19 protein-coding genes are annotated in these 23,936 nt (G+C 63.3%); 15 read left to right on the forward strand and 4 right to left on the reverse strand.

Going from position 1 to position 23,936, the window contains the following annotated elements; all coding sequences use genetic code 11:
- Nucleotides 1-43 precede the first annotated feature (43 nt).
- From AC2YJX_RS06305 to argC, 3 genes are all read right to left on the reverse strand, one after another.
- Nucleotides 44-1,852 carry a glycosyltransferase gene (locus AC2YJX_RS06305; RefSeq protein ID WP_487255573.1) on the reverse strand — a complete coding sequence of 603 codons (1,809 nt, stop codon included), beginning with the start codon at nucleotides 1,850-1,852 and terminating at the stop codon, nucleotides 44-46.
- Nucleotides 1,853-1,933: 81 nt separating this feature from the next.
- Nucleotides 1,934-3,928, reverse strand: coding sequence for a tetratricopeptide repeat protein (locus AC2YJX_RS06310; protein ID WP_055401366.1), 1,995 nt, complete (start codon nucleotides 3,926-3,928; stop codon nucleotides 1,934-1,936).
- Between the two features lie 191 nt (nucleotides 3,929-4,119).
- The gene (gene argC / locus AC2YJX_RS06315; protein ID WP_487255574.1) at nucleotides 4,120-5,070 is read right to left on the reverse strand and encodes an N-acetyl-gamma-glutamyl-phosphate reductase; all 951 of its coding nucleotides are present in this window, start codon (nucleotides 5,068-5,070) and stop codon (nucleotides 4,120-4,122) included.
- Between the two features lie 102 nt (nucleotides 5,071-5,172).
- On the opposite strand from argC, the gene AC2YJX_RS06320 reads away from it, so the two are divergent.
- Complete coding sequence (locus tag AC2YJX_RS06320; protein ID WP_228898844.1) at nucleotides 5,173-6,060, forward strand: LysR family transcriptional regulator; 888 nt, start codon at nucleotides 5,173-5,175, stop codon at nucleotides 6,058-6,060.
- Nucleotides 6,061-6,213: 153 nt separating this feature from the next.
- Here AC2YJX_RS06320 and AC2YJX_RS06325 read toward each other — a convergent pair whose 3' ends face one another.
- Nucleotides 6,214-6,921, reverse strand: coding sequence for a TetR/AcrR family transcriptional regulator (locus AC2YJX_RS06325; RefSeq protein WP_176888401.1), 708 nt, complete (start codon nucleotides 6,919-6,921; stop codon nucleotides 6,214-6,216).
- A gap of 203 nt (nucleotides 6,922-7,124) precedes the next feature.
- On the opposite strand from AC2YJX_RS06325, the gene AC2YJX_RS06330 reads away from it, so the two are divergent.
- The 14 genes from AC2YJX_RS06330 to AC2YJX_RS06395 all read left to right on the forward strand — a co-directional run bounded on the left by AC2YJX_RS06330 (nucleotide 7,125) and on the right by AC2YJX_RS06395 (nucleotide 23,909).
- On the forward strand, nucleotides 7,125-7,283 hold the full coding sequence (locus tag AC2YJX_RS06330) for a hypothetical protein (RefSeq protein WP_487255575.1): 159 nt from the start codon (nucleotides 7,125-7,127) through the stop codon (nucleotides 7,281-7,283).
- Entirely contained in the window at nucleotides 7,283-8,632 is a 1,350-nt protein-coding gene (locus tag AC2YJX_RS06335) for an NAD(P)-dependent oxidoreductase (RefSeq protein ID WP_487255576.1), read from the forward strand. The genes AC2YJX_RS06330 and AC2YJX_RS06335 overlap by 1 nt, the downstream gene beginning before the upstream one ends.
- Before the next feature lie 42 nt (nucleotides 8,633-8,674).
- Complete coding sequence (preA, locus tag AC2YJX_RS06340; RefSeq protein ID WP_426306522.1) at nucleotides 8,675-9,988, forward strand: NAD-dependent dihydropyrimidine dehydrogenase subunit PreA; 1,314 nt, start codon at nucleotides 8,675-8,677, stop codon at nucleotides 9,986-9,988.
- 222 nt (nucleotides 9,989-10,210) lie between these two features.
- Nucleotides 10,211-11,668 carry an NCS1 family nucleobase:cation symporter-1 gene (locus tag AC2YJX_RS06345; RefSeq protein WP_121507475.1) on the forward strand — a complete coding sequence of 486 codons (1,458 nt, stop codon included), beginning with the start codon at nucleotides 10,211-10,213 and terminating at the stop codon, nucleotides 11,666-11,668.
- A gap of 77 nt (nucleotides 11,669-11,745) precedes the next feature.
- Nucleotides 11,746-13,197 carry a dihydropyrimidinase gene (gene hydA, locus AC2YJX_RS06350; RefSeq protein ID WP_487255577.1) on the forward strand — a complete coding sequence of 484 codons (1,452 nt, stop codon included), beginning with the start codon at nucleotides 11,746-11,748 and terminating at the stop codon, nucleotides 13,195-13,197.
- Nucleotides 13,198-13,223: 26 nt separating this feature from the next.
- Complete coding sequence (locus AC2YJX_RS06355; RefSeq protein WP_487255578.1) at nucleotides 13,224-14,480, forward strand: Zn-dependent hydrolase; 1,257 nt, start codon at nucleotides 13,224-13,226, stop codon at nucleotides 14,478-14,480.
- A gap of 224 nt (nucleotides 14,481-14,704) precedes the next feature.
- Nucleotides 14,705-16,708, forward strand: a complete 2,004-nt coding sequence (locus tag AC2YJX_RS06360; RefSeq protein WP_487255579.1) for an ATP-binding response regulator — start codon at nucleotides 14,705-14,707, stop codon at nucleotides 16,706-16,708.
- Between the two features lie 38 nt (nucleotides 16,709-16,746).
- Nucleotides 16,747-17,499: a response regulator gene (locus tag AC2YJX_RS06365; RefSeq protein WP_487255580.1), complete on the forward strand. Its 753-nt coding sequence runs from the start codon at nucleotides 16,747-16,749 to the stop codon at nucleotides 17,497-17,499.
- A gap of 270 nt (nucleotides 17,500-17,769) precedes the next feature.
- Nucleotides 17,770-18,975, forward strand: a complete 1,206-nt coding sequence (locus tag AC2YJX_RS06370) for an ABC transporter substrate-binding protein (RefSeq protein WP_487255581.1) — start codon at nucleotides 17,770-17,772, stop codon at nucleotides 18,973-18,975.
- A 122-nt stretch (nucleotides 18,976-19,097) separates the two neighbouring features.
- The gene (locus AC2YJX_RS06375; RefSeq protein WP_487255582.1) at nucleotides 19,098-19,958 is read left to right on the forward strand and encodes a branched-chain amino acid ABC transporter permease; all 861 of its coding nucleotides are present in this window, start codon (nucleotides 19,098-19,100) and stop codon (nucleotides 19,956-19,958) included.
- A gap of 5 nt (nucleotides 19,959-19,963) precedes the next feature.
- A complete protein-coding gene (locus AC2YJX_RS06380) occupies nucleotides 19,964-20,947 on the forward strand; it encodes a branched-chain amino acid ABC transporter permease (RefSeq protein WP_487255583.1) in 984 nt (327 codons plus the stop codon).
- The gene (locus tag AC2YJX_RS06385; RefSeq protein ID WP_487255584.1) at nucleotides 20,944-21,720 is read left to right on the forward strand and encodes an ABC transporter ATP-binding protein; all 777 of its coding nucleotides are present in this window, start codon (nucleotides 20,944-20,946) and stop codon (nucleotides 21,718-21,720) included. Before AC2YJX_RS06380 ends, AC2YJX_RS06385 begins: the two co-directional genes overlap by 4 nt.
- A complete protein-coding gene (locus AC2YJX_RS06390) occupies nucleotides 21,717-22,418 on the forward strand; it encodes an ABC transporter ATP-binding protein (protein WP_055399322.1) in 702 nt (233 codons plus the stop codon). Before AC2YJX_RS06385 ends, AC2YJX_RS06390 begins: the two co-directional genes overlap by 4 nt.
- An 18-nt stretch (nucleotides 22,419-22,436) precedes the next feature.
- The gene (locus tag AC2YJX_RS06395; protein ID WP_409860041.1) at nucleotides 22,437-23,909 is read left to right on the forward strand and encodes a M81 family metallopeptidase; all 1,473 of its coding nucleotides are present in this window, start codon (nucleotides 22,437-22,439) and stop codon (nucleotides 23,907-23,909) included.
- Nucleotides 23,910-23,936 lie beyond the last annotated feature (27 nt).

Raw genomic sequence — 23,936 nt, forward strand, 5'->3', positions numbered from 1 at the left:
TGGGCGAGTTTCCACGCCTTGGCCAATGAAACGCTGCTGAGAATCAAGGAGCAGCGCGACGGCTTGCTCGGCGCACTTGCCACCGCGCAAGGCATAGCAGCGTGGTGGCCGCCATGTACTTGGCCACACTGAACCATGAGTTGAAAATTCGCGACTTGCCAACCGCGCGCAGATTCATGGAAACGGGCACTTCGACAATACGCAAGCCGGCGCGGCGCACCAGTAGCAGGGCGCCCAGGTCCTGATAGTCCAGCAAGGTGGCTTCACGCGATGCGAGTACCTGCATGGCTTCGGCGTTGTAGAGCCTGAATCCCGAGGTGAGGTCGCGCAAGTCAAAACCTGCCAGGTGGCGAAACCAGTTCCAGGCCAGTTGCCGCGTGCGACTGGCGCGCTCTGGGTAGGCTCCTATCACCAGGTCGGCCTGATCCCGCGCTCGCAGCAAAACAGGAATCTCGTTGACCTCATGCTGGCCATCGGCATCCATGGTGATGACTGCTTGGTAGCCATGCAGCAACGCATAGCGAATCCCCGCTTGCATACCACCCCATGCGCCCATGGGGAGCACAGGATTCAGCACGCGGGCACCTGCCGCGCTGGCAATGGCTGCCGTATCGTCCGTGCTCTGGTCATTGATGACCAGCACATCGTGCCAGCCCTGCGCATGCAGATGCTGCAGCACGCTGCCGATGGTGCCGGCTTCGTTGCGCGCGGGGATTACCACCAGGAGGTCCTTGCCTCGAGCCGGTTTTTCCGCCTCTGGGGTCACCAGCTTATAGCTGGTGGCGAGCGCTTTTGCGCAGGCGGCAATCGAGAAATATTCAAGCAAGGCACGCTGTCCCGCCGCACCAAATGCCGCGCGTTGTTCGGGCAGGTCTTGCAAGTGCTGGAACGCCGCCCGCCAGCCCGAAATACCGTCTTCCGGGGGAACGCGCAAGCCAGCATCGGCCTTTGAGACGACCCAGGGCATGCCGGATCCGGGCAGGTCGCTCACGATGCAAGGCCGGGCATGGTGCATGGCTTCTAGCAGCACCATTCCGAAGGCCTCGGTCCGTTCGCACGAAGCAAGGCAGAAAACGTCACAACTCTGAAGCAGGGCATGTTTCTCGTTGTCACCCACGTTCCCCAAAAGGCGCACATTGGGCGGCTCGCCGGACCGGGTTTGGGTTGCAATGAGGGTCTCCAGCTCTTGGCGGGACTCGCCTTCTCCAATGATCAGCAGTTCCAGCCCTGGCTGGCCCGTCACAGCGCGGACCAGTGTCTCAAAACCTTTGTAGTAGGTGAGGCGCCCGATCGACAACAGGCGCAGTGCGCCGCAATCTTCGGCTGACCAGCTTTTCAGCGGTTCGGTGTCGTCGGGTGGTGCCGGGTTCGTGCAATCCAGGCCCAGGGGAACTACATCGCATTTGTCCCGCCATGTTCGAAGCGGCTCGCTGGCTTCCAGGTAAGGCGTGGATGTGGCAATGACCCGCGCCGCCTGGCTGAGTACGGCTTGTTCAAAAGGCCTGTAAAGGCGGTAGGCGATGGCAACTGCCGTGCGGATGCGTGATACCACCACGTCGGAATGCCAGTGCACCACCCACGGAATGTCGCGCGCCTGCGCCAGGGTGAGCGCCCAGAAAACAGAGTTGTTGGGCATGTGCAGGTGCAGCACATCAGGCTGGATGCGCTGAATGGCCTGTGCCAGGGCTCTTCGAAATCCCAGTGCGATGGGTGCGTAGATCACGCTGAACTGCACAGGCACCCGCTGCAACCAGACGGGATCATCGGGCAGGGGATCGCCGTGCACCAATGCATGGACATCCAGGCCCTGGCGCCGCTGCTCTTGAATCAGGTCGGCAAGAAACACTTCCATCCCCCCTCGGTGTGGGGGATAAAACTTGCCAATGTGTAATACGCGCAAAGTCACAGCCTGCTTGTCTGGTCGCTACTTGTGCTACTTCTTTGGGGCAGCGATGACGGCACGCATCTGGTTGTACTGCGGGTTCCGAGGGTCCAGCTTGATGGCCTGATCGATGTCGCTCAAGCTTGCTGCCTGCTGGCCCGCCCGGTGGTGGGCGATGGCGCGGCCGTAGTAGACCGGGGCGCCGGGGTTGGTGGCAATGAGTTGATCAAACACCTCAATGGCTGCCTTGGTTTCGCCTTTGCCCACCCGTGCCATGCCAAGGCCGAGCAGCAGGCGCGGATCTTTGGGGTTTGTCTGCAGCAGCACCTTAAACCCGCTGATGGCCTCGTCATACCTTTGCAGGGCCATCGCGGTCTCCACCAGCCGTATGCGCACTGTGGGTACCGTACTCTGCAGTTGAGGATCTTTTTCAGCCTTGGCCACGGCAGTGTGGAAGCTCTCCAGCGCAGGTGCAAGTTGCCCCAGCGCTGCTTGGGATTCGCCTCGGTGGTAATACAGGGCGGGCTCTGCGTACCCCTGCGCCTCTGCCGCGGCAAAAGCCTGAAGTGCTTCCGCGTGCTTTTTCTTGAGCTGCAGAACCACGCCCGCGTTAAAGCGTGCACTGCGTCCCAGTTCGCCCAGGTCTCCAAGGGCTGCCGCAGTAGACAGGTTCCACTGCGCTTGGTCTGTCATGCCCTTGCGCAGGTAGTAGGCCCCCAGATTCAGAAAAGGGCGGCTGCGCCCAACGGCATTGGCGGGGGCTTTGACATCGATCTTCTCGGCAGCATCGGTCCATGCGGCCACTTCGTCGCTCAAAGAAAGGTTGCGCTCCAGGGCCAGCGCCCCACACAACAACCCCAGCACAGCGCCAAGGGCATAGATTGCTTTGGGCTTGAAGCCGGTGAGCACAATCGCCAGCAAGCCAGGAAGCGCCACTGCCCACAGGTAGCTGCGATAAAGCACAAAAGGGTCTTGCACCCAGACGGTGATGAACTCCGTGGCAAACCACAAAAGTGGAAAAAGAAGGAGTACCGCAGCAAGACTCAATGCGCCTGTGCGACGAAGCAGCAGCCACGCGGCCCCTGCAAAGAGCGCCAGATATGCCACCGCGCCAGCCAGGTGCCAGGACGATGCAAAGCCCAGCGGAAAGGCGGGACGCAGGTCGATAGACATCCAGCCAACATATGGCACGATCCAGAGCAGCCCGTATGCAAAGAAGAGCCCTGCTTGATTCAGGATGCTCAGGGGAAAAATCTGCTGCGTAATGCCCGGGCGAAGCGCTTCGAGCTGCTGCGCAAAGGCCACAGATTGCGCATCAAAGAGCTGACCAATCAAGTCGCCGCGAAAGTGCAGCAGTGCGGCAGTGGCCACGCCCATCAGCAAAAGTGCAGCACCCAACACGACGGCAATGCTCTTCCAGCTGGGGCGCCGTATGTGGATGTAGATAGGAATGGTCAGGGCGGCGGTCATCACAGCATGCTCTTTGGACAACATGGCCAGCAGATAGGCCAGCAGTGCGCCTGCGTACCAGACCATTCGCTTGGTTTGCAGCCCACGCACAAAGGCCCAGCATGCGAGCACGGCAAACAGGGTTGCCATGAGGATGGATCGTTGGATCAGGTAGCCCACCGCGTAAACCGCCATGGGGTGGAGTGCAAACAATGCCACCCCAACCTGCAATGCAGCCCTTTGCGATGCGGCAAAGTGCGCCTGGTCCTCCATGTCCTGCGGGAAACGGGTGCTGGCCATCAGCGCTTTGAAGAACGCATACATGGCAGCCACCACACCCAGGTGCAAGGCAATGTTGACGATGCGTTGCTTCCACCAGCCAGCGCCTGCGATCTGGTCGACCCAGACGAAGCTGCCGTACGAGACCATGCGCGCCTTGAGGTCCAGCAGGCTGCCGTAGCCACTAAAGATGGAGCCTTCCGTGAGCCGAATGTCGTCAAACAGCAGCTCGTTGTTCAGTCCTGGCACATACACGCCCAGCACAGCCAATACCAAAACCAGGGCGAAAAAGTAGGGGGCTTTGCCGGATTGGGCCATGGAAGGGCGTTTGGAGGAGGGCCAGAGCCCAGGTGGGACGGTAGACCAAACCAGTTTAGCAGACCAAAAAACGTCTCAAATCGTGAAAAATGTCGCAGAAGAGAGCCGTTTGATGGAGCGCGCTGCGGTGGTTTGTAGTGCCGGTCGCTTTGGGCGTGACCGCATATATCTGTCTTGTCTCCGGACGGCGGTTACGGTTGGGATTTCTGTGGGCCCCGTCCGATCATCAAATCCAGGTTCTGAACAGCCGCCCCCGATGCCCCCTTGCCCAGGTTGTCGAACACGGCAGTCAGCAGCACCTGGCCATGGCGGGCGTTGCTGAAAACGCCCAACTGCAGCTGGTTGGTGCCGTTGAGGGCCTGCGGGTCCAGGTGCTGGGTGTCTTGCGCTTGCGCCAGACCCAGGACCTCAACATGGTCCGCACCGAGAAAGTGCTGGGCCAGGCAAGCGTGCAAACGCTCTCCGGTGGTGCCTGCGGGCAGCTGGCGCAGATGCAGCGCAATGGTGAGCGCAATCCCCTGGCGGAACGAACCATAGGCCGGAAGAAAAAACGGGCGTTGCGACAGCCCGGCATGCAGGGCGATTTCCGGGGTGTGTTTGTGTTCCAGACCCAGGCCGTAGAGCTGGAAGGCCGGGGCGTTGGCCGCGTTCGTGCCTTCATGTTCGTCCACGCGAGCCCGTCCGCCGCCCGAATACCCCGACACCGCGTGGATGGTGATGGGAAGGTCAGCGGGCACGAGCCCCGCCTGCACCAGGGGCCGCAGCAGGGCGATGGCGCCCGTGGGGTAGCAGCCTGGGTTGCTGACCCGCTTGGCGCCAGCAATGCGCGCGGCCTGGGCAGCGCCCATCTCTGGAAAGCCATACACCCACTGCGGGTCCGTGCGGTGCGCCGAGCTGGCGTCGATCACGCGCACGGCGGGGTTGACGATGGAGGCGGCTGCTTCGCGGGCAGGGGCATCGGGCAGGCACAGGATGGCGATATCGCAGCTGTTGATGGCCTCGGCGCGGCGGGTGGCGTTCTTGCGTTCGGCCTCGGGCAGGGTCAGCAGCTGCAGATCCGTGCGGCCACGCAGGCGTTCGTGGATCTGCAAACCGGTGGTGCCTTGGTCGCCATCGATGAAGACAAGGGGTGGGGGGGTCATGGGGCGGGTTCCTGCAATGGAGGGGATGTGGAATCTTCGGTCCCGGTCTAAACTTTGAAAAGTTGAATTTCACAAACATCAGAATCAGGTTTACTGAACGTCATGCGCGAACTCAATCTTGACCGGCTGCGCACCCTGGTCACCATTGCCGACCTGGGCTCCTTCGCAGAAGCCGCGCGCACGCTGCACCTGGCGCCGCCCACGGTGAGCCTGCACATCGCGGACCTGGAGGCCCACATCGGTGCGCCATTGCTGGTGCGCAAGCGGGGCGAGGTGCGTCCGTCCGCCGTGGGTGAGGTGCTGGTCGAACGTGCGCGGCGCTTGCTGGCGGACGCGGATGAAGCGATGGACCTGGTGCAACGCCAGGTGCAGGGGCTGGCGGGGCGTGTGCGCCTGGGCGCCTCCACGGGGGCCATTGCGCACCTGCTGCCCCAGGCCCTGGAGGCGCTGGGCCAGCACCACCCCGGCATCGACGTGCAGGTGGCCGTGCTCACTTCGCACGAAACCATGTCGCGGCTGGCCAATGGTGTGCTGGATGTGGGCCTGGTGGCCCTGCCACAGGCCGCCCTGCGCGGTGTGGCGGTGCTGCCGTGGCGGCGCGACCCAGTCATGGCGTTTGTGCCGTCCACCTGGCCTTCGCCCGCGCGGGTCACTCCCGGCTGGCTGGCGAGCCAGCCGCTGATCCTCAACGACGACGGCACCAGCCTGTCACGGCTGACGGGCGAGTGGTTTGCGCAAGCCGGCGAACACCCGAAGGCGCGCATCCAGCTGAACTACAACGACGCCATCAAAAGCCTGGTGGCGGCAGGCTATGGTGCAACGCTGCTGCCGCAAGAGGCTTCCACCTCCGTGCCACGGGACCCCCGCATCCGCATGCTGCCGCTGCAGCCCCGCCTGTGGCGGCCGCTGGGTATCGCGCACCGTGCAGGGCCAGTCGAGCGGGCCACCCAGCATGTGCTGGATGTGCTGTGGCAGCAAAAGCAGGGGTAGGGCAGTGGCAAGGCGGGGGCGGTACCGCCCATGCCCGTCGTGTTGCTCACCATGCGGCGCAAGATCGGATGCGCAAATTACAGATAAAAATCGGCTCTAGCGCTTATCTATAAGGCGCAAGTAGCTATCAATATGGTAGCGTTGGTGGCTGCTTCAGAGGGGGTTCTCGGGCGCCAGCGCGCTGAGCACCATGCGCACGATCAGCTCCTCGGCCTTTTCGTAGTCGCGTTCTGTCAGTGCCGGTTTGCCCAGCAGCAGGGCGAACTGGGCCTCCTGCTCCGCATAGGCCTGCGTGACCGACCAGATGATGAACATCAGGTGCGTGAAGTTGACCTTGGCGATGCGGCCTTCTCGGGCCCAGCGTTCGAAGGTGCGCACCTCGGTCTTGAGCAGCGGCGCCACGCGCTCGATGATGGCGTTGCCATAACGTGGTGCACCGGCAATCACCTCTTTGGTGAAGACCTTGGCGCCCTGGGGGCGCGTGCGCGAATACTGCAGCTTGGCGCGGATATAGCGCCGCAGCGCCTGCTGGGGGTCGTCGCTGTGCGACAAGTCTTCCATCCCGGCCAGCCACTGGGTGAGCACGTCGTCGAGCACGCGTTGGTACAGCGCCTCTTTGCTCGGAAAGTAATACAGCAGGTTGTGGCGGCTGATGCCGATGGCGGCTGCGATGTTTTCCAGCGAGGCGCCCTCAAAGCCGAACTGCGCAAAGTGGTTCTCGGCCTCAGTGAGGATGCCCTGTTCCTTGAGCAAGCGCGAGGCGGTGGGCGCGCGGGGCGTTGTCTCGTCGCTGGAGGTGGCGCGCGTTGTCCTGGGAGCGCGGGGGGCGGTGTCTGCGGGGGACGGGCGGGCGTCGGTCATCGCACCATTGTGGAACAAGCCAGGGGCCAAAAACTGGCATTTCGCTGGCGTGAGACGGGGATTTGTGGCGATTTGGCTGGCACGGGGTTTGCTCTAGGGATTTTACCAATTGGTAAATTTTTACGGGTTGGTAAATTGACCCACCACACAGGGCACCGCTGCGCCAAAGCCGCGGGCACCTGAATCCTACAGCGAGGCCCACGATGAAACCTCCGAAGTTTGCAAGCACAGGCACCTGCGCCTGCGCTGCATTGACTGGCCCCAGCCGCATGCGCAGCCAGCGCTGCGTGGCACGGGCGCGTTGGAGCGCCTGCATGGCCTGCGCCCAGACCCCCACCCTCACCCTCTCGGAGGAAACCTGATGGACACACCCGCAAGCCGTGCCTGCGGCATTCATGCCGCACGCCTGAACCTGGCCGACTACGCCTCCAACTTCAGCGACGCGCACCCGCCGCTCACCCGCCCCCAGGCCCTGATCGAGGCCGAACGCTGCTACTACTGCCACGACGCCCCCTGCGCCACGGCCTGCCCCACGGGCATCGACATCCCCTCGTTCATCCACCGCATTGCGCAGGACAACAACCGGGGTGCTGCCCGTGCCATCTTGGAGGCCAACCCGCTGGGCGGAATGTGCGCCCGCGTGTGCCCCACCGAAGTGCTGTGCGAGCAGGCCTGCGTGCGCAACACCAACGAAGACAAGCCGGTGGAGATCGGCTCGCTGCAGCGCTATGCGACTGACGCATTTTTTGAAAAGCCCGGTACACCCCTGTTCCAGCGCGCAGCCCCCACCGGTAAGCGCGTGGCTGTGGTGGGCGCTGGGCCTGCGGGCCTGGCCTGCGCGCATGGTCTGGCCGTGCGGGGGCATGACGTGGTGTTGTTCGAGGCGCGCCCCAAGCTGGGCGGCCTGAATGAATACGGCCTCGCCAGCTACAAAACCACCAACAACTTCGCGCAGAAGGAGGTGGAGTGGCTGCTGTCCATCGGCGGCATCGAGGTGCGCACGGGCCAGCAACTGGGCCTTGACATCACGCTCGACAGCCTGCTGGGTGCTTACGACGCGGTGTTCCTGGGTCTGGGCCTGCAGGGCGTGAACGCGCTGGGCGTGGCCGAGCCCACCGCCACCGGACTGCGCAATGCCGTGGATTTCATTGCCGAGCTGCGCCAGAGCGTCGACCTCTCGACCCTGCCCGTGGGCCGCCGGGTGGTGGTGATTGGTGGCGGCATGACAGCGGTGGATGCCGCCGTGCAGTCGCGCAAGCTGGGCGCCGAAGAAGTAACCATCGTCTACCGCCGGGGCGCGGAGGCCATGTCGGCATCGGCCGTGGAACAGCAATGGGCGCAGACGAACGGCGTGACCATCCGCCACTGGGCTGCACCGAAAGAGGTGCTGAGCGAAGGCGGCGCTGTCAAGGGCGTGCGTTTTGCCGCCACGGCGCTGAGCGGCGGCAAGCTGGTGGAAACCAGCGAAACCTTCACGCTCGATGCCGACATGGTGCTCAAGGCCATCGGCCAGACCTTTGTGGCTGAGCCTGTGGGCAAAAGCATTGCGCTGGAGGGCGGGCGCATCGCCACCGATGCCGAAGGCCAGACCAGCCTGGCGCGTGTGTGGGCCGGTGGCGACTGCCGCGTGGGCGGCCGCGACCTCACGGTGGAAGCGGTGGAGCACGGCAAGGTTGCAGCTGTTTCCATCCATGCCGCACTCAGCGCCTGAAGTGGCCTGAACCCCTCACCCCAGTTTTCACGGGAGCACCCCATGGCAGACATTCGCAGCAATTTCCTGGGCATCCAAAGCCCCAACCCCTTCTGGCTGGCCTCCGCACCACCCACCGACAAAGAGATCAACGTCACCCGCGCCTTTGAGGCGGGCTGGGGCGGCGTGGTGTGGAAGACGCTGGGCGAAGACCCACCGGTGGTCAACGTCAACGGCCCGCGTTACTCCACGCTGATGTCGCAAGACCGCCGTGTGATCGGCCTGAACAACATCGAGCTGATCACTGACCGGCCGCTGCACACCAACCTCGAAGAGATCAAACGCGTCAAACGCAACTGGCCGGACCGCGCCATGATCGTCTCGCTCATGGTGCCGTGCGAGGAGCAGAGCTGGAAGAACATCCTGCCGCTCGTGGAAGACACCGGCGCCGATGGCATCGAACTCAACTTCGGCTGCCCCCACGGCATGAGCGAGCGCGGCATGGGCGCGGCCGTGGGCCAGGTGCCTGAATACATCCAGATGGTCACGGCCTGGTGCAAGCACTACAGCAAGCTGCCCGTGATCGTGAAGCTCACCCCCAACATCACCGACGTACGCCACCCTGCACGCGCCGCCAAGGCGGGTGGAGCCGATGCCGTGTCGCTCATCAACACCATCAACTCCATCATGGGTGTGGACCTGGACCGCATGGTGATGAGCCCGAGCACCGACGGCTGGGGTTCGCACGGCGGCTACTGCGGCCCGGCCGTCAAGCCCATTGCGCTGAACATGGTGGCCGAGATCGCGCGCGACGCGCAGACCTCGGGCCTGCCCATCAGCGGCATTGGCGGCATCACCACCTGGCGCGATGCGGCCGAATACATTGCGCTGGGCTGCGGCACGGTGCAGGTGTGCACTGCGGCCATGGTGTATGGCTTCAAGATCGTGCAGGACATGTGCGATGGGCTGTCCAACTTCATGGACGAGCACGGCTACGCCACCTTGGATGACTTCAAGGGCCAGGCCGTGCCCACGGTCAAGGACTGGAAGAACCTCAACCTCAACCACATCGAAAAAGCCGTCATCAACCAGGATGCCTGCATCCAGTGCGGCCGCTGCCATGTGGTGTGCGAAGACACCTCGCACCAGGCCATCACCTTCACCAAAGAGGGTGGCGTGCGCAAGTTCGAGATCAACGAGGCCGAGTGCGTGGGTTGCAACCTGTGCGTGTCGATCTGCCCCGTGCCAGAGTGCATCACCATGCGCGCGCTGGAGCCGGGCGAAGTTGATGTGCGCACGGGCAAGACGGTGACCGGCGAATACGCCAACTGGACCACGCACCCCAACAACCCGCAGCGCGTGTCTGCAGCGGCTTGATATGCGGCCCATGCGCGCGTGTGCCACAGACCCTGCAAGGCGTTGTGACAGCACCCGTTGTGGTGCTGATTTGCAACGCATGCTGCACTGCATCTGGTGCAGTTCTTGCGTGATCTCTAGCATCGCTCGCTTCCCTTTGCCCGCCATCTGCCAGCGTGAGGGCGCTGAAACAGACGGCGGGTTGTGTGCAACCCCAACGACGTCTTTGACAGGAGTACAGGCATGACCAACAGTACCGGCAGCGCTGCCCACGTGGCGGGGCTAATGCCCGGCGGAGCCTCCAACACGCTCGCCAATGAAGATCTGCTCCCCACCACCGCCGCGCAGCGACACTGGACCTGGAAAGACTTCGCCGCACTTTGGGTGGGCATGGTCGTGTGTGTGCCCACCTACACCATGGCCAGCTCCATGCTGGACCAGGGTTTCACCTGGCAGATGGCGGTGTGGCTGGTGTTCCTGGCCAACTGTATCGTGCTCGTGCCCATGGTGCTGATCGGCCGCGTGGGGCCCAAATATGGTGTGCCGTTCCCCGTGCTGGCACGTGCTTCGTTCGGCGTCAAAGGCGCCAACCTGCCCGCTGTGCTGCGGGGCCTGGTGGCGTGTGGCTGGTTCTCCATCAACTGCTATTTCGGCGCGCTGGCGCTGCATGGCTTCCTGAACATCCTGGGCATGGGGCTCGCGGGCCCGGCCGAGGGGCAGACCATCAGCACCTCGCAGTTCATGTGTTTCCTCGCGTTCTGGGCAGTGCACATCTACTTCATCTGGAAGGGCCCAGAGTCCATCCGCAAGCTCGAAGTGATCGCCGCGCCGCTGATGATTATTGCGTCCATCGTGCTCGTCGTGGTGCTGATGATGAAGGTGCCTTCGGGCCAGCTCTTCAACCTGCCTGCCAAGGTGGTCGAGGGTGGCCCCAAGACCTGGGCGGCGCTGACGGGCCTGGTCGGCTTCTGGGCTACGCTTGCGCTCAACATCCCGGACTTCACGCGCTTTGCCAAGTCGCAAAAGGACCAGGTCATGGGCCAAGCCATCGGCCTGCCGATTCCCATGGCACTGTTCTCCATGGTGGGTGTGATTGGTTTCTCGGCATCGGCCATCCTGTATGGCAAGGCACAGTTGTTCCCCGACGGCCTGCTCACGCAAATGGGCAGCGTGGCTGCGGGCGTGGGCCTGCTGGTGATCCTGCTGGCCAACCTGACCACCAACGTGGCCGCCAACCTCGTGTCGCCTTCGTACGACTTCAGCCAGGTCGCACCGTCCAAGATCAGCTTCCGCATGGGTGGCCTGATCGCCGCGCTGATTGGTCTGGTGTTCATGCCCTGGAAGCTGCTGGCCACCTCGGGCGGCTACCTGTTCACCTGGCTGGGCGGCTACGGTACGCTGCTGGGCGCCATCGCGGGCATCCTGCTGGTGGACTATTACCTGGTGCGCAAGAGCGAGCTGAAGGTGGACGACCTGTACCGCCGTGGCGGCGAATACGAGTACAGCAATGGCTGGAACGTGCAGGCGCTGATTGCCTTTGCGCTGGGTGTGCTGCCCTGCCTGCCAGGCTACCTGGCTGTGTCGGGTGTGATCGACAAGGCGGCTGTGCCCGGCCTGCTGCTCGCGCTGTTTGACTTTGGCTGGTTCTTCAGCCTGGCCGTGGCCGGCACCTACTACTACCTGACTGCCAAGAAAAAGTGACCCCTTGGCCCTGCCTGGGCCTGGTGCCAGTGCAGGGCCCTTTTTTGATCTGATCCGCATCCCTGAAGGAGACCCCCATGACCCAAGCCCTTGTGATCCGCGGTGGCACCGTGGTCAACGCCGACCGTGAACAGCGCGCCGATGTGTTGTGCGTCGATGGCCGCATCGTGGCTGTGGGCGATGGGGCGGCTGCGCAGGCGCCGGTAGGGGCGCAGACGCTGGACGCCAGCGGCCAGTACGTGCTGCCCGGTGGCATCGACCCGCACACCCACATGCAGCTGCCGTTCATGGGCACCGTCACCATGGACGACTTCTACACTGGCACGGCCGCCGCGCTGGCCGGCGGCACCACGAGCATCATCGACTTCGTGATCCCCGATCCGCAAGAGCCCATCCTGGATGCTTATCGCAAGTGGCGCGGCTGGGCGGAGAAGTCGGCCGCCGACTACTCGTTTCACGTCGCCATCACCTGGTGGAGCGAGCAGGTGCGCGCCGACATGGGTACGCTGGTGCAGGACGAGGGGGTGAACAGCTTCAAGCACTTCATGGCCTACAAGAACGCCATCATGTGCGACGACGAAACCCTGGTGAACAGCTTCAAGCGCGCACTCGAACTCGGGGCCATGCCCACAGTGCATGCTGAGAACGGTGAGCTGGTCTACCTGCTGCAGCAAGAGGTCGCCAAGATGGGCATCACCGGCCCCGAGGGCCACCCGCTGTCGCGCCCGCCCATGGTCGAGGCCGAGGCCGCCAACCGCGCCATTGCCATTGCCGACGTGCTGGGCGTGCCGATCTACGTGGTGCATGTGAGCTGCATGGAGTCGGCCGACGCCATTGCCCGCGCCCGTGCGCGCGGCCAGCGCGTGTACGGCGAGGTGCTGGCGGGCCACCTGCTGGTGGACGACAGCGTTTACCGCGACCCCGATTTCGCCAAGGCCGCCGCCTATGTGATGAGCCCGCCCTTCCGCCCCAAGGGCCACCAGGAGGCGCTGTGGCGCGGCCTGCAGTCGGGCCAGCTGCACACCACGGCCACGGACCACTGCACCTTCTGCGCCGCGCAAAAGGCCATGGGCAAAGAGAACTTCGCAAAAATTCCCAACGGCACCGGCGGTGTGGAAGAGCGCATGGCTGCGCTGTGGGATGGTGGCGTGAACACTGGGCGACTTACGCCCAGCGAGTTCGTGGCCATCACCTCGGCCAACGCGGCCAAGCTGTTCAATATCTATCCGCGCAAGGGCTACATCGGCGAAGGTGCCGATGCTGATTTGGTGCTGTGGGACCCGCAAGGCACCAAGACCTTCTCGGCCAAGACGCAGTTCAGCAAGGGCGACTTCAACATCTTTGAAGGCCGCACCGTGCGCGGCATCCCCAGCCACACCCTGAGCCAGGGCCGCGTGGTGTTTGCCAACGGCGACCTGCGGGCGGAGCAGGGCAAGGGCCGCTACATCAAGCGCCCCGCGTTTGGCGCCAACTTCCAGGCCGTGCAAAAACGTGCGCAAGACCTGGCCCCCACCGCCGTTGCACGCTGACCGCTGCAATGCATCCGGAGAACACCATGGACACCAAAGTGAAGACCGACATCGAGAACCTGCGTATCAACGGAGACCGCCTGTGGTCGTCGCTCATGGAGCTGGCGCAGATCGGCGCCACCCCCAAGGGCGGCGTGTGCCGCTTGACCCTCACCGACCTGGACAAGCAGGGCCGTGACCTCGTGACCCGCTGGGCGCGCGAAGCGGGCATGACTGTCACCATCGACAAGATCGGCAACGGCTTCATGCGCCGCCCCGGGCGCAACAACAACCTGCCCCCCATCATGACCGGCAGCCACATCGACACCCAGCCCACCGGCGGCAAGTTCGACGGCAACTACGGTGTGCTCGCGGGCATCGAGGTCGTGCGAACGCTGAATGACCACGGCATCGAGACCGAGGCCCCCATCGAAGTCGCCTTCTGGACCAACGAAGAAGGCAGCCGTTTCGTGCCCGTGATGATGGGCTCCGGCGTGTTCGCCAAAGCCTTCACGCTGGAGCACGCCTACGCCGCCACCGACACCGAAGGCAAGACGGTGAAGGGCGAACTCGAGCGCATCGGCTACATCGGAGACCAGGAGCCCGGCGACCACCCCATCGGCGCCTATTTTGAAACCCACATCGAACAAGGCCCCGTGCTGGAAGACAACGACAAGACCATCGGCGTGGTCAGCGGCGTGCTCGGCATTCGCTGGTTCGACTGCACCGTGACCGGCATGGAAGCCCACGCAGGCCCCACGCCCATGGCCCTGCGCAAGGACGCGATGCTGGCCGCCACACGCATCATGCAAGACGTAGTCGCTGCCGCCCACCGCCACCCGCCGCACGGGCGCGGCACCGTGGGCATGGTGCAGGTGTTCCCCAACAGCCGCAACGTGATTCCGGGCCGGGTCAAGTTCAGCATCGACCTGCGCAACAGCACCGATGCGCTGGTGGACGCCATGGCCGCTGAGGTCAAGGCCTTCGCCGACCAGGTGGCCAAGGAGCACGGTGTGCAGGTGCACATCGAGATGGTGTCGAGCTATCCCGCGCAACTCTTCCAGCCCGAGTGTGTGGAGGCCGTGGGCCGCGCCGCAGCCAAGCTGGGCTACAGCCACATGCCCGCTGTCTCGGGTGCGGGGCACGACGCGGTCTACATGGCCAAGCTGGCGCCCAGCGGCATGATCTTCATCCCCTGCAAGGACGGCATCAGCCACAACGAGATCGAGGATGCGAAACCCGAGCACATCGAGGCCGGGTGCAACGTGCTGCTGCATGCCATGCTGGAGCGTGCGGGGACGTGAGGTGGTGCTAGGCGAGTGATAGCTGCAGGCGATTGATGGGCGGGCTCTAGCGGTCAATCTGGCTTGCAGTCTGGTACTGGGCTCAGGCGGCATGGATTTGCTCAGGAGGCTCTCGTCGGGGCGGCGCGCAGCCTGGTACGGCTCCATAAGTCGACGGCGGGCACTTCTGCCGATCTGTGCTTGAATCCGATTTCCCTTCCAGGCTCACTTCACCCAGGCTGCCCATGTTTGCTCGCCGCATCGCGCTGCGCAGTTTTTTGACCTTTGCGCTGCTGGCGATTCTCCTGCCGATCTCGCTGGCCAGCGGCACCCTCTTTTATCGCTCTGCTGTGGGCGCGATGGAGGGCTTTGCACTCCAATTGGCCGACGAAGTCTCGCAGCGGGTGCGCGAAAAGCTGTTGTCTTTTTTCGATGTGCCCCAGCGGGCGGTGGCTTTCAATGTAGAACAGGCGCGTGCCGGTCTGTTGATGGTCGATCACCCGGACCAGCTCATGAAGCAGTTCATGCTGCAGATTGACCAGCAGCCGCAGTTGACGTTCATCTCTCTGGGGACGCGGGAGGGCGAGTACTTCGCCGGCAGCCGTCCACCCCTAGGGATTGACCGGGCGCTGCGCATGATGCGAGCCACGATCAGCGGAGATCGTGCGATGGAGGTCTTTCGGGTGGATGAGCTGACACGCCAGCCCACGCTGATTTCGCGCAGTGAGATCAACTTTGATGCGCGCAACAGACCCTGGTACACCAACGCCCTGGATTACGACGGGACGTCATGGTACGCACCCTATCGTTACAAGATCGAGGACGTGCAAGGCGCCTATCGTGCGATCGGTATGGGGGCATCCGCACCATTGCGTGCCAGGAACGGCGATCTGATTGGCATTGTCACGGCAGACGTTTCGCTGTCGCAGCTGAACGATTTCTTGAATACCGTCGCTTCGGAGTCTGGCGGAAAGGCGTTTCTGGCGGAGGCATCTGGAGAGCTGCTGGCCATGTCTTCGGCCGATGCCTCCATGGGGCTCACGGGGGCTGCCGGTGAGCGGCGGCCGCGCATGGACGAGAGTGGAGATCCCGTGGTGCGTGCTCTGGGGCAGCACATCCTGCGCACCGGTCAGGTGGAGGGGCATGAGTTCATGGAAGTGGGTGGCGAGCGGCATCTGATGCGCTGGTGGACGCATGTGTTGCACAAGGGGCCGACGCTCACTATGGCCATCATGCTGCCGGAGAGTCGCTTCGATGCTCCGCTGCGCGGGGTGTTGCGCAACACCATCTACACCACGCTGGCTGTGATGCTGGCATCCGTACTTTTCTCGCTGTTTGTCGCCAGTCGCCTGGTTCGTCCGCTGCAATCGCTCAGCGACTGGGCGACTCGCCTGACCCAGGATGACTGGACGGCCAAGGCACCCAAGTCCAGCCCGATCCGTGAGCTGCGCTCGTTGGCCGATGCGATGGGTTACATGGCGCGTCACATGCAGGAGCATGCACAAGACCTGGAAGCCATGGTTGCGCAGCGCACCCAGGAGCTGGAGAGTGCTGTCGCTTCCATCGAGCAGACGGTCCTCGATCAACGCCATTTCATTGCCATGCTTTCGCATGAGGTGCGTTCGCCGCTGGCGGTGATCAACACCGCAGGTCAACTGCTGGCGCTGCGCTCCAAGGACATACCGGCGCAGGAGGCGCTGGCCCAGCGCATCCTGCGCGGTTCTGCGCGCTTGAGCTATTTCTTCGACAACTGCCTGACCCAGGACCGCATCGACAGCCAGAACTTCGCGCTCGAGCCCGTGGATGTGGATGTGGCTGAAATGGTCATGTGGGTCACGGAAAACGGCGGCCAGCTGTCCACAGCGCATACCGTGCAGCAGCAAGTGCAGGCCGATCTGCCGGCGCTGCATGGCGACCCGGTACTGCTGCGGGTGATGCTGATGAATCTGCTGTCGAACGCTTTCAAATATGCACCGGCTGGGACGACGGTGTTGCTGCGTGTGACGCAAGAGGCGGGGCTCTGTCGTCTGTCGGTCGAAGACGAGGGCCCGGGTATTCAGCCCGACGAGCAGCAGAAGGTGTTTGAAAAGTACCGGCGCGGACGAACCGCTGAGGGCAAACCCGGTGCCGGATTGGGGCTGGCCTTGGTAAAAGGCATAGTCGAACTGCATGGCGGCACGATTACGCTGCAGTCCCGGTCGCCGACCGGCATGTGTTTTGTGATTGAACTTCCCTTTTCGGTGGCCTGAATATTGCGTCTTGCGCAGGGACCGAAGGCACTTCCCGCATGACCCAACAAAAACCCCACATCGCCATTGTTGAGGACGACTCGGACCAGTTGCACAGCATCGAAGAGTTCCTGCTCGATTCTGGCTACAGCGTCTGGGGCGCCGAGAGTGCGGAAGCCTTCTACAAGGGATTCACGGTGCGGCCCGTGGATGTGGTGATTCTTGACCTGGGGCTGCCGGGCGAAGATGGCCTGAGCGTGGCCTCGCTGCTCAAGTCCAGGCCTGAGGTGGGTGTGATCATTCTGAGCGCTCGCGATGCCCTCAATGACCGACTTGCCGGCATGCGTGCCGGCGCAGATCGTTACCTGGTCAAGCCTGTCAACCTGCGGGAGCTGGCTGCGAACATTGATGCGACTGCCAACCGCCTGGCGCCGCGCACGGCGGCATCCGGCCTGGACATTTCAGTTCGCGCTCAAAATGCTCCGGCGCCCGCATGGGTCCTTGCGGTCAAGGACTGGACGCTGAGCTCGCCGCACGGCAAACAGCTCAAACTGACGACCCATGAGTTCATGTTTTTCCAGCAGCTCTTGCGTGCGCAGGGCCAGCAAGTCTCCAAGCGCGAGCTGAGCGATCATCTGTTCGGCGCGCGCGCCCAGAACGGCGCAGAACGCCTGAACCTGCTTCTCACGCGCTTGCGCAAGAAGGCAGCAGAAGCCTTTGCGGAACCACTGCCCGTGAAGACCCTTCACCAGATCGGCTACGTGTTCACAGCTGACGCGCAAATCACCCAGGACGTCTCCCGCCTGCACTGAGTGCATGCCGGCGAGTGCACGGCCTGGTGCCGCGTTGTCTCGCAATCCCGACGCTTCGGACTCCGCCTTCCAGGCACTTCATGGTGCATGGCGGGCAGTTGCGTGCGCAGTCGCGGTGCGTGGAGAAACCCTCTTGGTGCAATATAGGGTTAACCCTTGATGCGCATGAATCCAAATGAAAGATCGTGAAAGTTCACGAAGTCCCTTTGCTGCGCACTATGGAGGCCGCAAATCACGCGATCCATCCATTCACCTTCAAGGGAGTCCTTCATGCAACGTCGTCAAATATTGCAAGTCTCGGCACTGTCAGCGCTGGCTGCGTCCATGGGCCTGACCCGCAGTGCGTTTGCACAGGCCGCTGGCGCCATTCAGTTCGGTTGTCCCGTGCCCATGTCGGGCCCGTTTGCGGCGAACGGCAAGTTTGCCGATTTGGGCATGAAGCTGGCCATTGAGCAATATGGCAAGGCACTGAATCGTCCGCTGGCCTACACCCTGCTAGACACCGAGGGCAAGCCCGCCACCGCTGTGCGCAAAGTGCAGGAAGCGGCGCAGCAGCAAGGTGCGCGCTTCTTCGCGGGCGGCATTCTGTCGGGCGAGGCCCTGGCCATGGGCAAGGAGGCCGAGAAGGCCGGAGGCCTGTTTGTCACCACTGCCGGGGCTGACGAACTCACGGGCACGGACTGCAATGTGGCGACTTTCCGTTGGTCGGTGCCGACCTTCGGCGCGGTCGAGCAGACTGTGCGACCGCTGATTGAGTCCATGCCCAAGGCCAAGCGCTGGTACACCATCACCCCGCAGTACGTCTTTGGCGATGGCCTTCTGTCGGCAGCCAAGAACATCTTCAAGGAAAAGGACATCGAGCATGTGGGCAACAGCTACCACTCGCTCGCGGAAAAGGAGTTCAGCGGCTACATCACCAACGCGATCGCGGCCAAACCCGATGTACTGCTGTTGCTGAACTTTGGCGCGCAATGCGCTGACACGCTGCGCCAGGCGGTGAGCTTTGGCATGCACAAGAACATGACGATTCTGGTGGCCTGGGCTTCGGGCCTGGAACAGTTCGAATCGCTGGGCGCCGACCTCTGCGACGGCATCTACTTCGGCGCCCAGTACTGGCACACCGTGGATTCCGAACTCAATCGCGATCTGGTCAAACGCACCAATGACAAGCTCAAGATCAATCCCAACTACAGCCTCGCGGGCTCGTACATCTGCACCAAGCTGCTGATCGACGGCATCATCAAGGCCAACTCGGTCGAGCAGAAGGCCGTGATCGCCGCACTCGAGGGACACAAGTACCAGGGCCTGACGGGCGAAGAAGAGGTACGCAAAGAAGACCACCAGGTCATCAAGAACTACTACCTGCTCAAGGGCAAAGCCAAGTCGAAGATGAAGAACAAGGACGACTACGTGGATGTGCTCAGTTCGGGCAAGTCGTTCCTGCCGGTGGACAAGACAGGCTGCAAGCGCGCCTGACAGTCAGCAAGGCCTGCGTGGCGGGCGGCTACCTGCAAGCCGCAACCGCCGCGCCATTCCAAAACTGGTGAACCCAGGGGCCGCCCCATGGCGGCCTGCTGGGTCTGTTGCCCGAGCACTGTATGAATATCTATCTGCTACAGGTTATCAACGGGATCGGCATCGGCATGCTGTATTTCCTGTTGGCAGTCGGCCTGTCCATTGTTTTTGGTCTGCTGCGATTTGTGAACTTTGCCCATGGAGCGTTCTATCTGATCGGCGCCTATTTCTGCTATCAGATGACGCGTTGGGGCATGAGCTTCTGGTTGGCGTTGCTGGTCGTCCCTTTGGTTGTCGGCTTCATTGGCTGGGCGACGGAGAAGCTGGTCTTGCGCCATGTGTACGCGTCAGCGCATGAGTTTCACATCCTGGTCACCGTGGGTCTGGCCCTTGCAGCGCAGGAGCTGGTGATCCTGCAATGGGGCCCCTTGGGCGACAGTGTGGCCGTGCCCGATGCGCTTCAAGGGGTGGTGATGTGGGGCAGCTTCATCTACCCCAAGTACCGCCTGTTTGTGATTGGCTTCACGGCGGTGCTCGCTGTGCTGCTGTGGTGGGTGCTGGAGGGCACGCGCCTGGGCAGTGCCGTGCGTGCGGGCAGCGAGTCCACCGAGATGGTCTCGTTGCTGGGAATCAACGTGTTGCGGATCTTCAGTCTGGTGTTTGGGCTGGGAGCCGCCACAGCGGCCCTGGCCGGGGTGCTGGCCTCTCCGATACGCGGAGCCGAGCCCTTCATGGGCGTGGAGGCGCTTGCCGTGGCCTTCGTGGTGGTGGTGGTCGGAGGGCTTGGCAGCTTTGGCGGAGCACTGCTGGGTGGGCTCATGATCGGCATCGTGCAAAGCGTGATGAGCACGCTGTGGCCCGAAGGCGCTCGCCTGATGATTTACATCGCCATGGGCGCCGTGTTGTTGCTGAGGCCTCACGGCCTGCTGGGTCGCAAGGAGTGAAGCACATGAAAAAATACACCCATTTCATCCTGGCGGCTGTGGTGGTTCTGACCATGCCGTTGCTCATGCATTCCGGTTCTCTGGCCAGTGAAGTGCTGATCTTTGCGCTGGCTGCCATGGGCTGCAATCTGCTGCTGGGCTTCACGGGCCTGCTGTCTTTCGGGCAGGGCATCTTCTTCGGTCTGGGCAGCTACACGGTGGCGCTGATGCTGAGCCGCTGGGCGGTGCCCATGCCGCTGGCGTTGCTGCTGGCAACATTGATGGGCGCACTGGGCGCTGCCCTAGTCGGCTGGGTGGCCATCCGTCAGCGAGGGACCTATTTCGTGATGCTGACGCTGGCCTTCTCGCAGATGTTTTACTTCATTGCCTACACAGCGACCGATCTCACGGGCGGCGACAACGGCTTGATGGACGTGCCGCGCCCAAACCTCACGCTGTTTGGTGCAGACCTGTGGACGCTGGCCACGCCATGGCAGTTCTATGGCTTTGTGTCGCTGCTGTTCCTGGTCGTTTTCTGGCTGTTGCTCAAGGTGTCCAACTCCACGTTTGGCCGCACGCTGCTGGCAGTGCGCGACAACGAGGAGCGCGCTGCGGCCATTGGCTACAACCTGCGTTTGCTCAAGCTGCAGGCGTTTGTGATTTCGGGTGCGGTCACGGGGCTGGCAGGGGCATTGCACGCCATGATGACGGGGCTGGCCCCGCTGTCCAACGCCGAGCTGCACACCAGCGAGATGATTCTGATCATGACCGTGATCGGCGGTACCGGCAATCTGTTCGCCTCGTTGCTGGGCTCGGCGTTCTACCTGCTGCTGGCGGACTGGCTGTCCCAGTTGTGGCCGCGATGGCTGCTGCTGTTGGGTGTGGCGTTGATCGCCGTCAGCCTGTGGATGCAGCGCGGGCTGTGGGGCCTGGGTGAAATGCTGTGGCGCAAGCTGCAGGGACAGCGCAATACACCAACGGCTGCAGCGGCCAAGGGAGAACAGGCATGAACACCAAGTCTCCGATCCTGCTGGAGGCCATCGATGTCGAAAAGCACTACGGCAAGTTCGCCGCTCTGGGCGGCGTGAGCCTGCAGGTGCGCGCCAACACTGTGCACTCCGTGATCGGTCCGAACGGCGCTGGCAAGACCACGCTGTTTCACATGCTCACAGGCACCAAGACCGTAAGTGGCGGGCGCATCCTGTTTGACGGCCAGGATGTGACGGACGAGCCCGACTACCGCCGTGTGCAACGGGGCATTGCGCGTTCGTTTCAGGTCACCAGCCTGTTCCTCACGCTGTCGGTGCGGGAGAACCTGCGCCTGGGCGCACAGGGTGTGGCCCCCATGCACGCGCTGAACCCCTGGCACGAGCCGGTGGGCGCACGTGCGCAGAAGGAAGTGGTCGAAGCCGTTCTTGCAAAGGTGGGGCTGGAGTCACTGGCCGACACGCCGGCCGGCAACCTGTCACACGGGCAGCAGCGCCGGCTGGAGGTCGGCATGGCCTTGTCGGCGCGGCCCAAGGCCATCTTTCTGGACGAGCCTACATCGGGCATGGGCATTGATGACCTGGAAGAGATGAAGCGTCTCATCAAGAGCCTTCGTGACCAGCACACCGTGGTCCTGATCGAGCACAACATGAACATCGTGATGGATATCTCGGACACGGTGACGGTGATGCAGATGGGGCGTGTGCTGGCCGAAGGCCTGCCGCACGACATCCGCAGCGATGACCGGGTGCGCACGGCCTATCTGGGCAACATGATCACGGGGGGGAAAGCATGATTCTCGCGCTGGACAACATTCACGCCCATTACGGCAAAAGCCACGTGCTGCAAGGGGTGAGTTTTGAGGTGGGCGATGGTGAGCTGGTCACCTTGCTGGGGCGCAATGGCGCCGGCAAGACGACCACGCTCAAGAGCATCGTCGGGGTGGTGCCTTCCACCAGCGGCAGCATCCGGTTTGCCGGCAAGCCGGTGCAGGGGTTGCCTCCCCACGTCATCGCCAGCCAGGGCGTGTGCCTGGTACCGGAACACCGCGGCATCTTCAAGCTGCTGACGGTGGAAGAAAACCTGCTGCTTGGGCAGCGCAAACGCTCACCATGGCAGCTTGACGATGTCTACCGCATCTTCCCGCGCCTCAAGGAGCGGCGCACCAACGGCGGCGGCCAGTTGTCCGGGGGCGAGCAGCAGATGCTGGCCATCGGGCGGGCGCTGATGAACAACCCCAAGCTGCTGATGCTGGACGAGCCCGTGGAAGGGCTCGCTCCGGTAATCGTTGAAGAGATCGTGTCCCAGCTCAAGACCATCAAGGCGGCCGGAGTGGCCATCCTGCTGGTGGAGCAGAACCTGGAGGTCTGCACGCAACTGGCAGACAGGCATTGCGTGCTGGAGCAGGGCCGCATTGTCTACACGGCGGACAACGCCACCTTCCTGGCCGACGAAGAGGTCAAGGACCGTTATCTGGGCGTTGGCCTGGTCTGATTTGCATTGCGAGCTGTCATGAAATTTCTGATCGCGCGTCTCAACCACGAGACCAATACCTTTTCACCCGTCGCCACGCCGCTGGCATCGTTTGCGCCTGACTATGACGACGCGGCGTTCCAGGCCAACAAGGGTATGCGCACCGCGATGGCGGCGTTCATCGATGCGGCGCAGCGCCTCGGGGCGCAGTGCATCACGCCAGTTTCTGCCACGGCCAATCCCAGCGGCACGGTCGATGCCGAGGCCTATCGCGTCCTGACAGACCGCATCGTGGCGGCGGCTCCCGGTTGCGACGCGATCCTGCTGGACCTGCACGGGGCCATGGTGGTGCAGAGCACACCCGATGGCGAAGGCGACCTGCTAGCGCGCGTGCGTGCCGCTGCACCGGGTGTGCCGCTGGGCGTGGCGCTCGACCTGCACGGCAACATCACGCAGGCCATGGTGGACAACGCCGATGTGATGGTGGGCTTCAAGACCTATCCGCACATCGACATGTACGAGACGGGTGCGCATGTGGCGCGTCTGGTGCTGCAGATGCTCCAGGAGGGGCGCCAATGGGCCATCCGCTGGAAGCAATTGCCATTGATGAGCCATACGCTGCGCAGCACCACGCTCAACGGCGCCATGGCGCGCGCCGTGGCGGCCGCAACCGAAGCGGAGCGTGAGGGAGTGCCGGGCATGACGGTGTTTGCCGGGTTCTGCCTCGCTGACATTCCTGCGCCTTGCATGAGCGTGGTCGCCACTGTCGAAGCTACTGCTGACGGTGAAGCGCAGGCCGCTGTGGCCCTGGAGCAGGTGGCAAGCCAGATATGGAATGAGCGCACCGATTACGTGTACCTGAGTGAACCTCTGAATGCGGCGTTCGACCGTGCTGCCGCCATGGCGCAAGGTGCCGACAAGCCCGTGCTGCTGCTCGATCACAGCGACAACTGCATGTCGGGTGGGACCTGCGACACCATGGATGTCTTGCAGGCGGCGTGGGCGCAAGGCCTGGAGGACATTGCCACCGGGCCGCTGTGCGATCCGCAGGCCGTGGCCGAGCTCGTGGCGGCCGGGGTGGGCGCGCAAGTGTCGCTGCGCCTGGGCAACAAGGTGCCGTTAACCCAGCTTGGTCTGCACAAAGATCCTGTGCCGGTACAGGGCACTGTGCGGGCTATCAGCGATGGCAGCTACACCGTCACCGGCCCCATCTACACAGGCCAGCGCTGTTCGATGGGGCGGGCTGTGTGGCTGGACCTGGGCCACACGCAGATCGTGGTGGTGGAGCAGCCCCACGAGCCCTGGGATCTGGGTGTGTTCTCCTGCGTGGGCCTCGACCCCACCACGTACCGCTACCTGCTGCTCAAGTCGCGCATGTACTGCAGGCCTGTCTTCGTGCCGTTGTCGGCGGGCTTGGTGGAGTGCGACAGCCCGGGCCCCACGAGCTCCGACCACAGCCTGTTTCCCTACCAGAACCTGCGCCGCCCGGTCTACCCGCTCGACGCCCTGTAAGCCCACCTGAAGCCATTGCCCAAAGTC

The sequence above is a fragment of the Acidovorax sp. SRI_002 genome, from assembly GCF_057586455.1.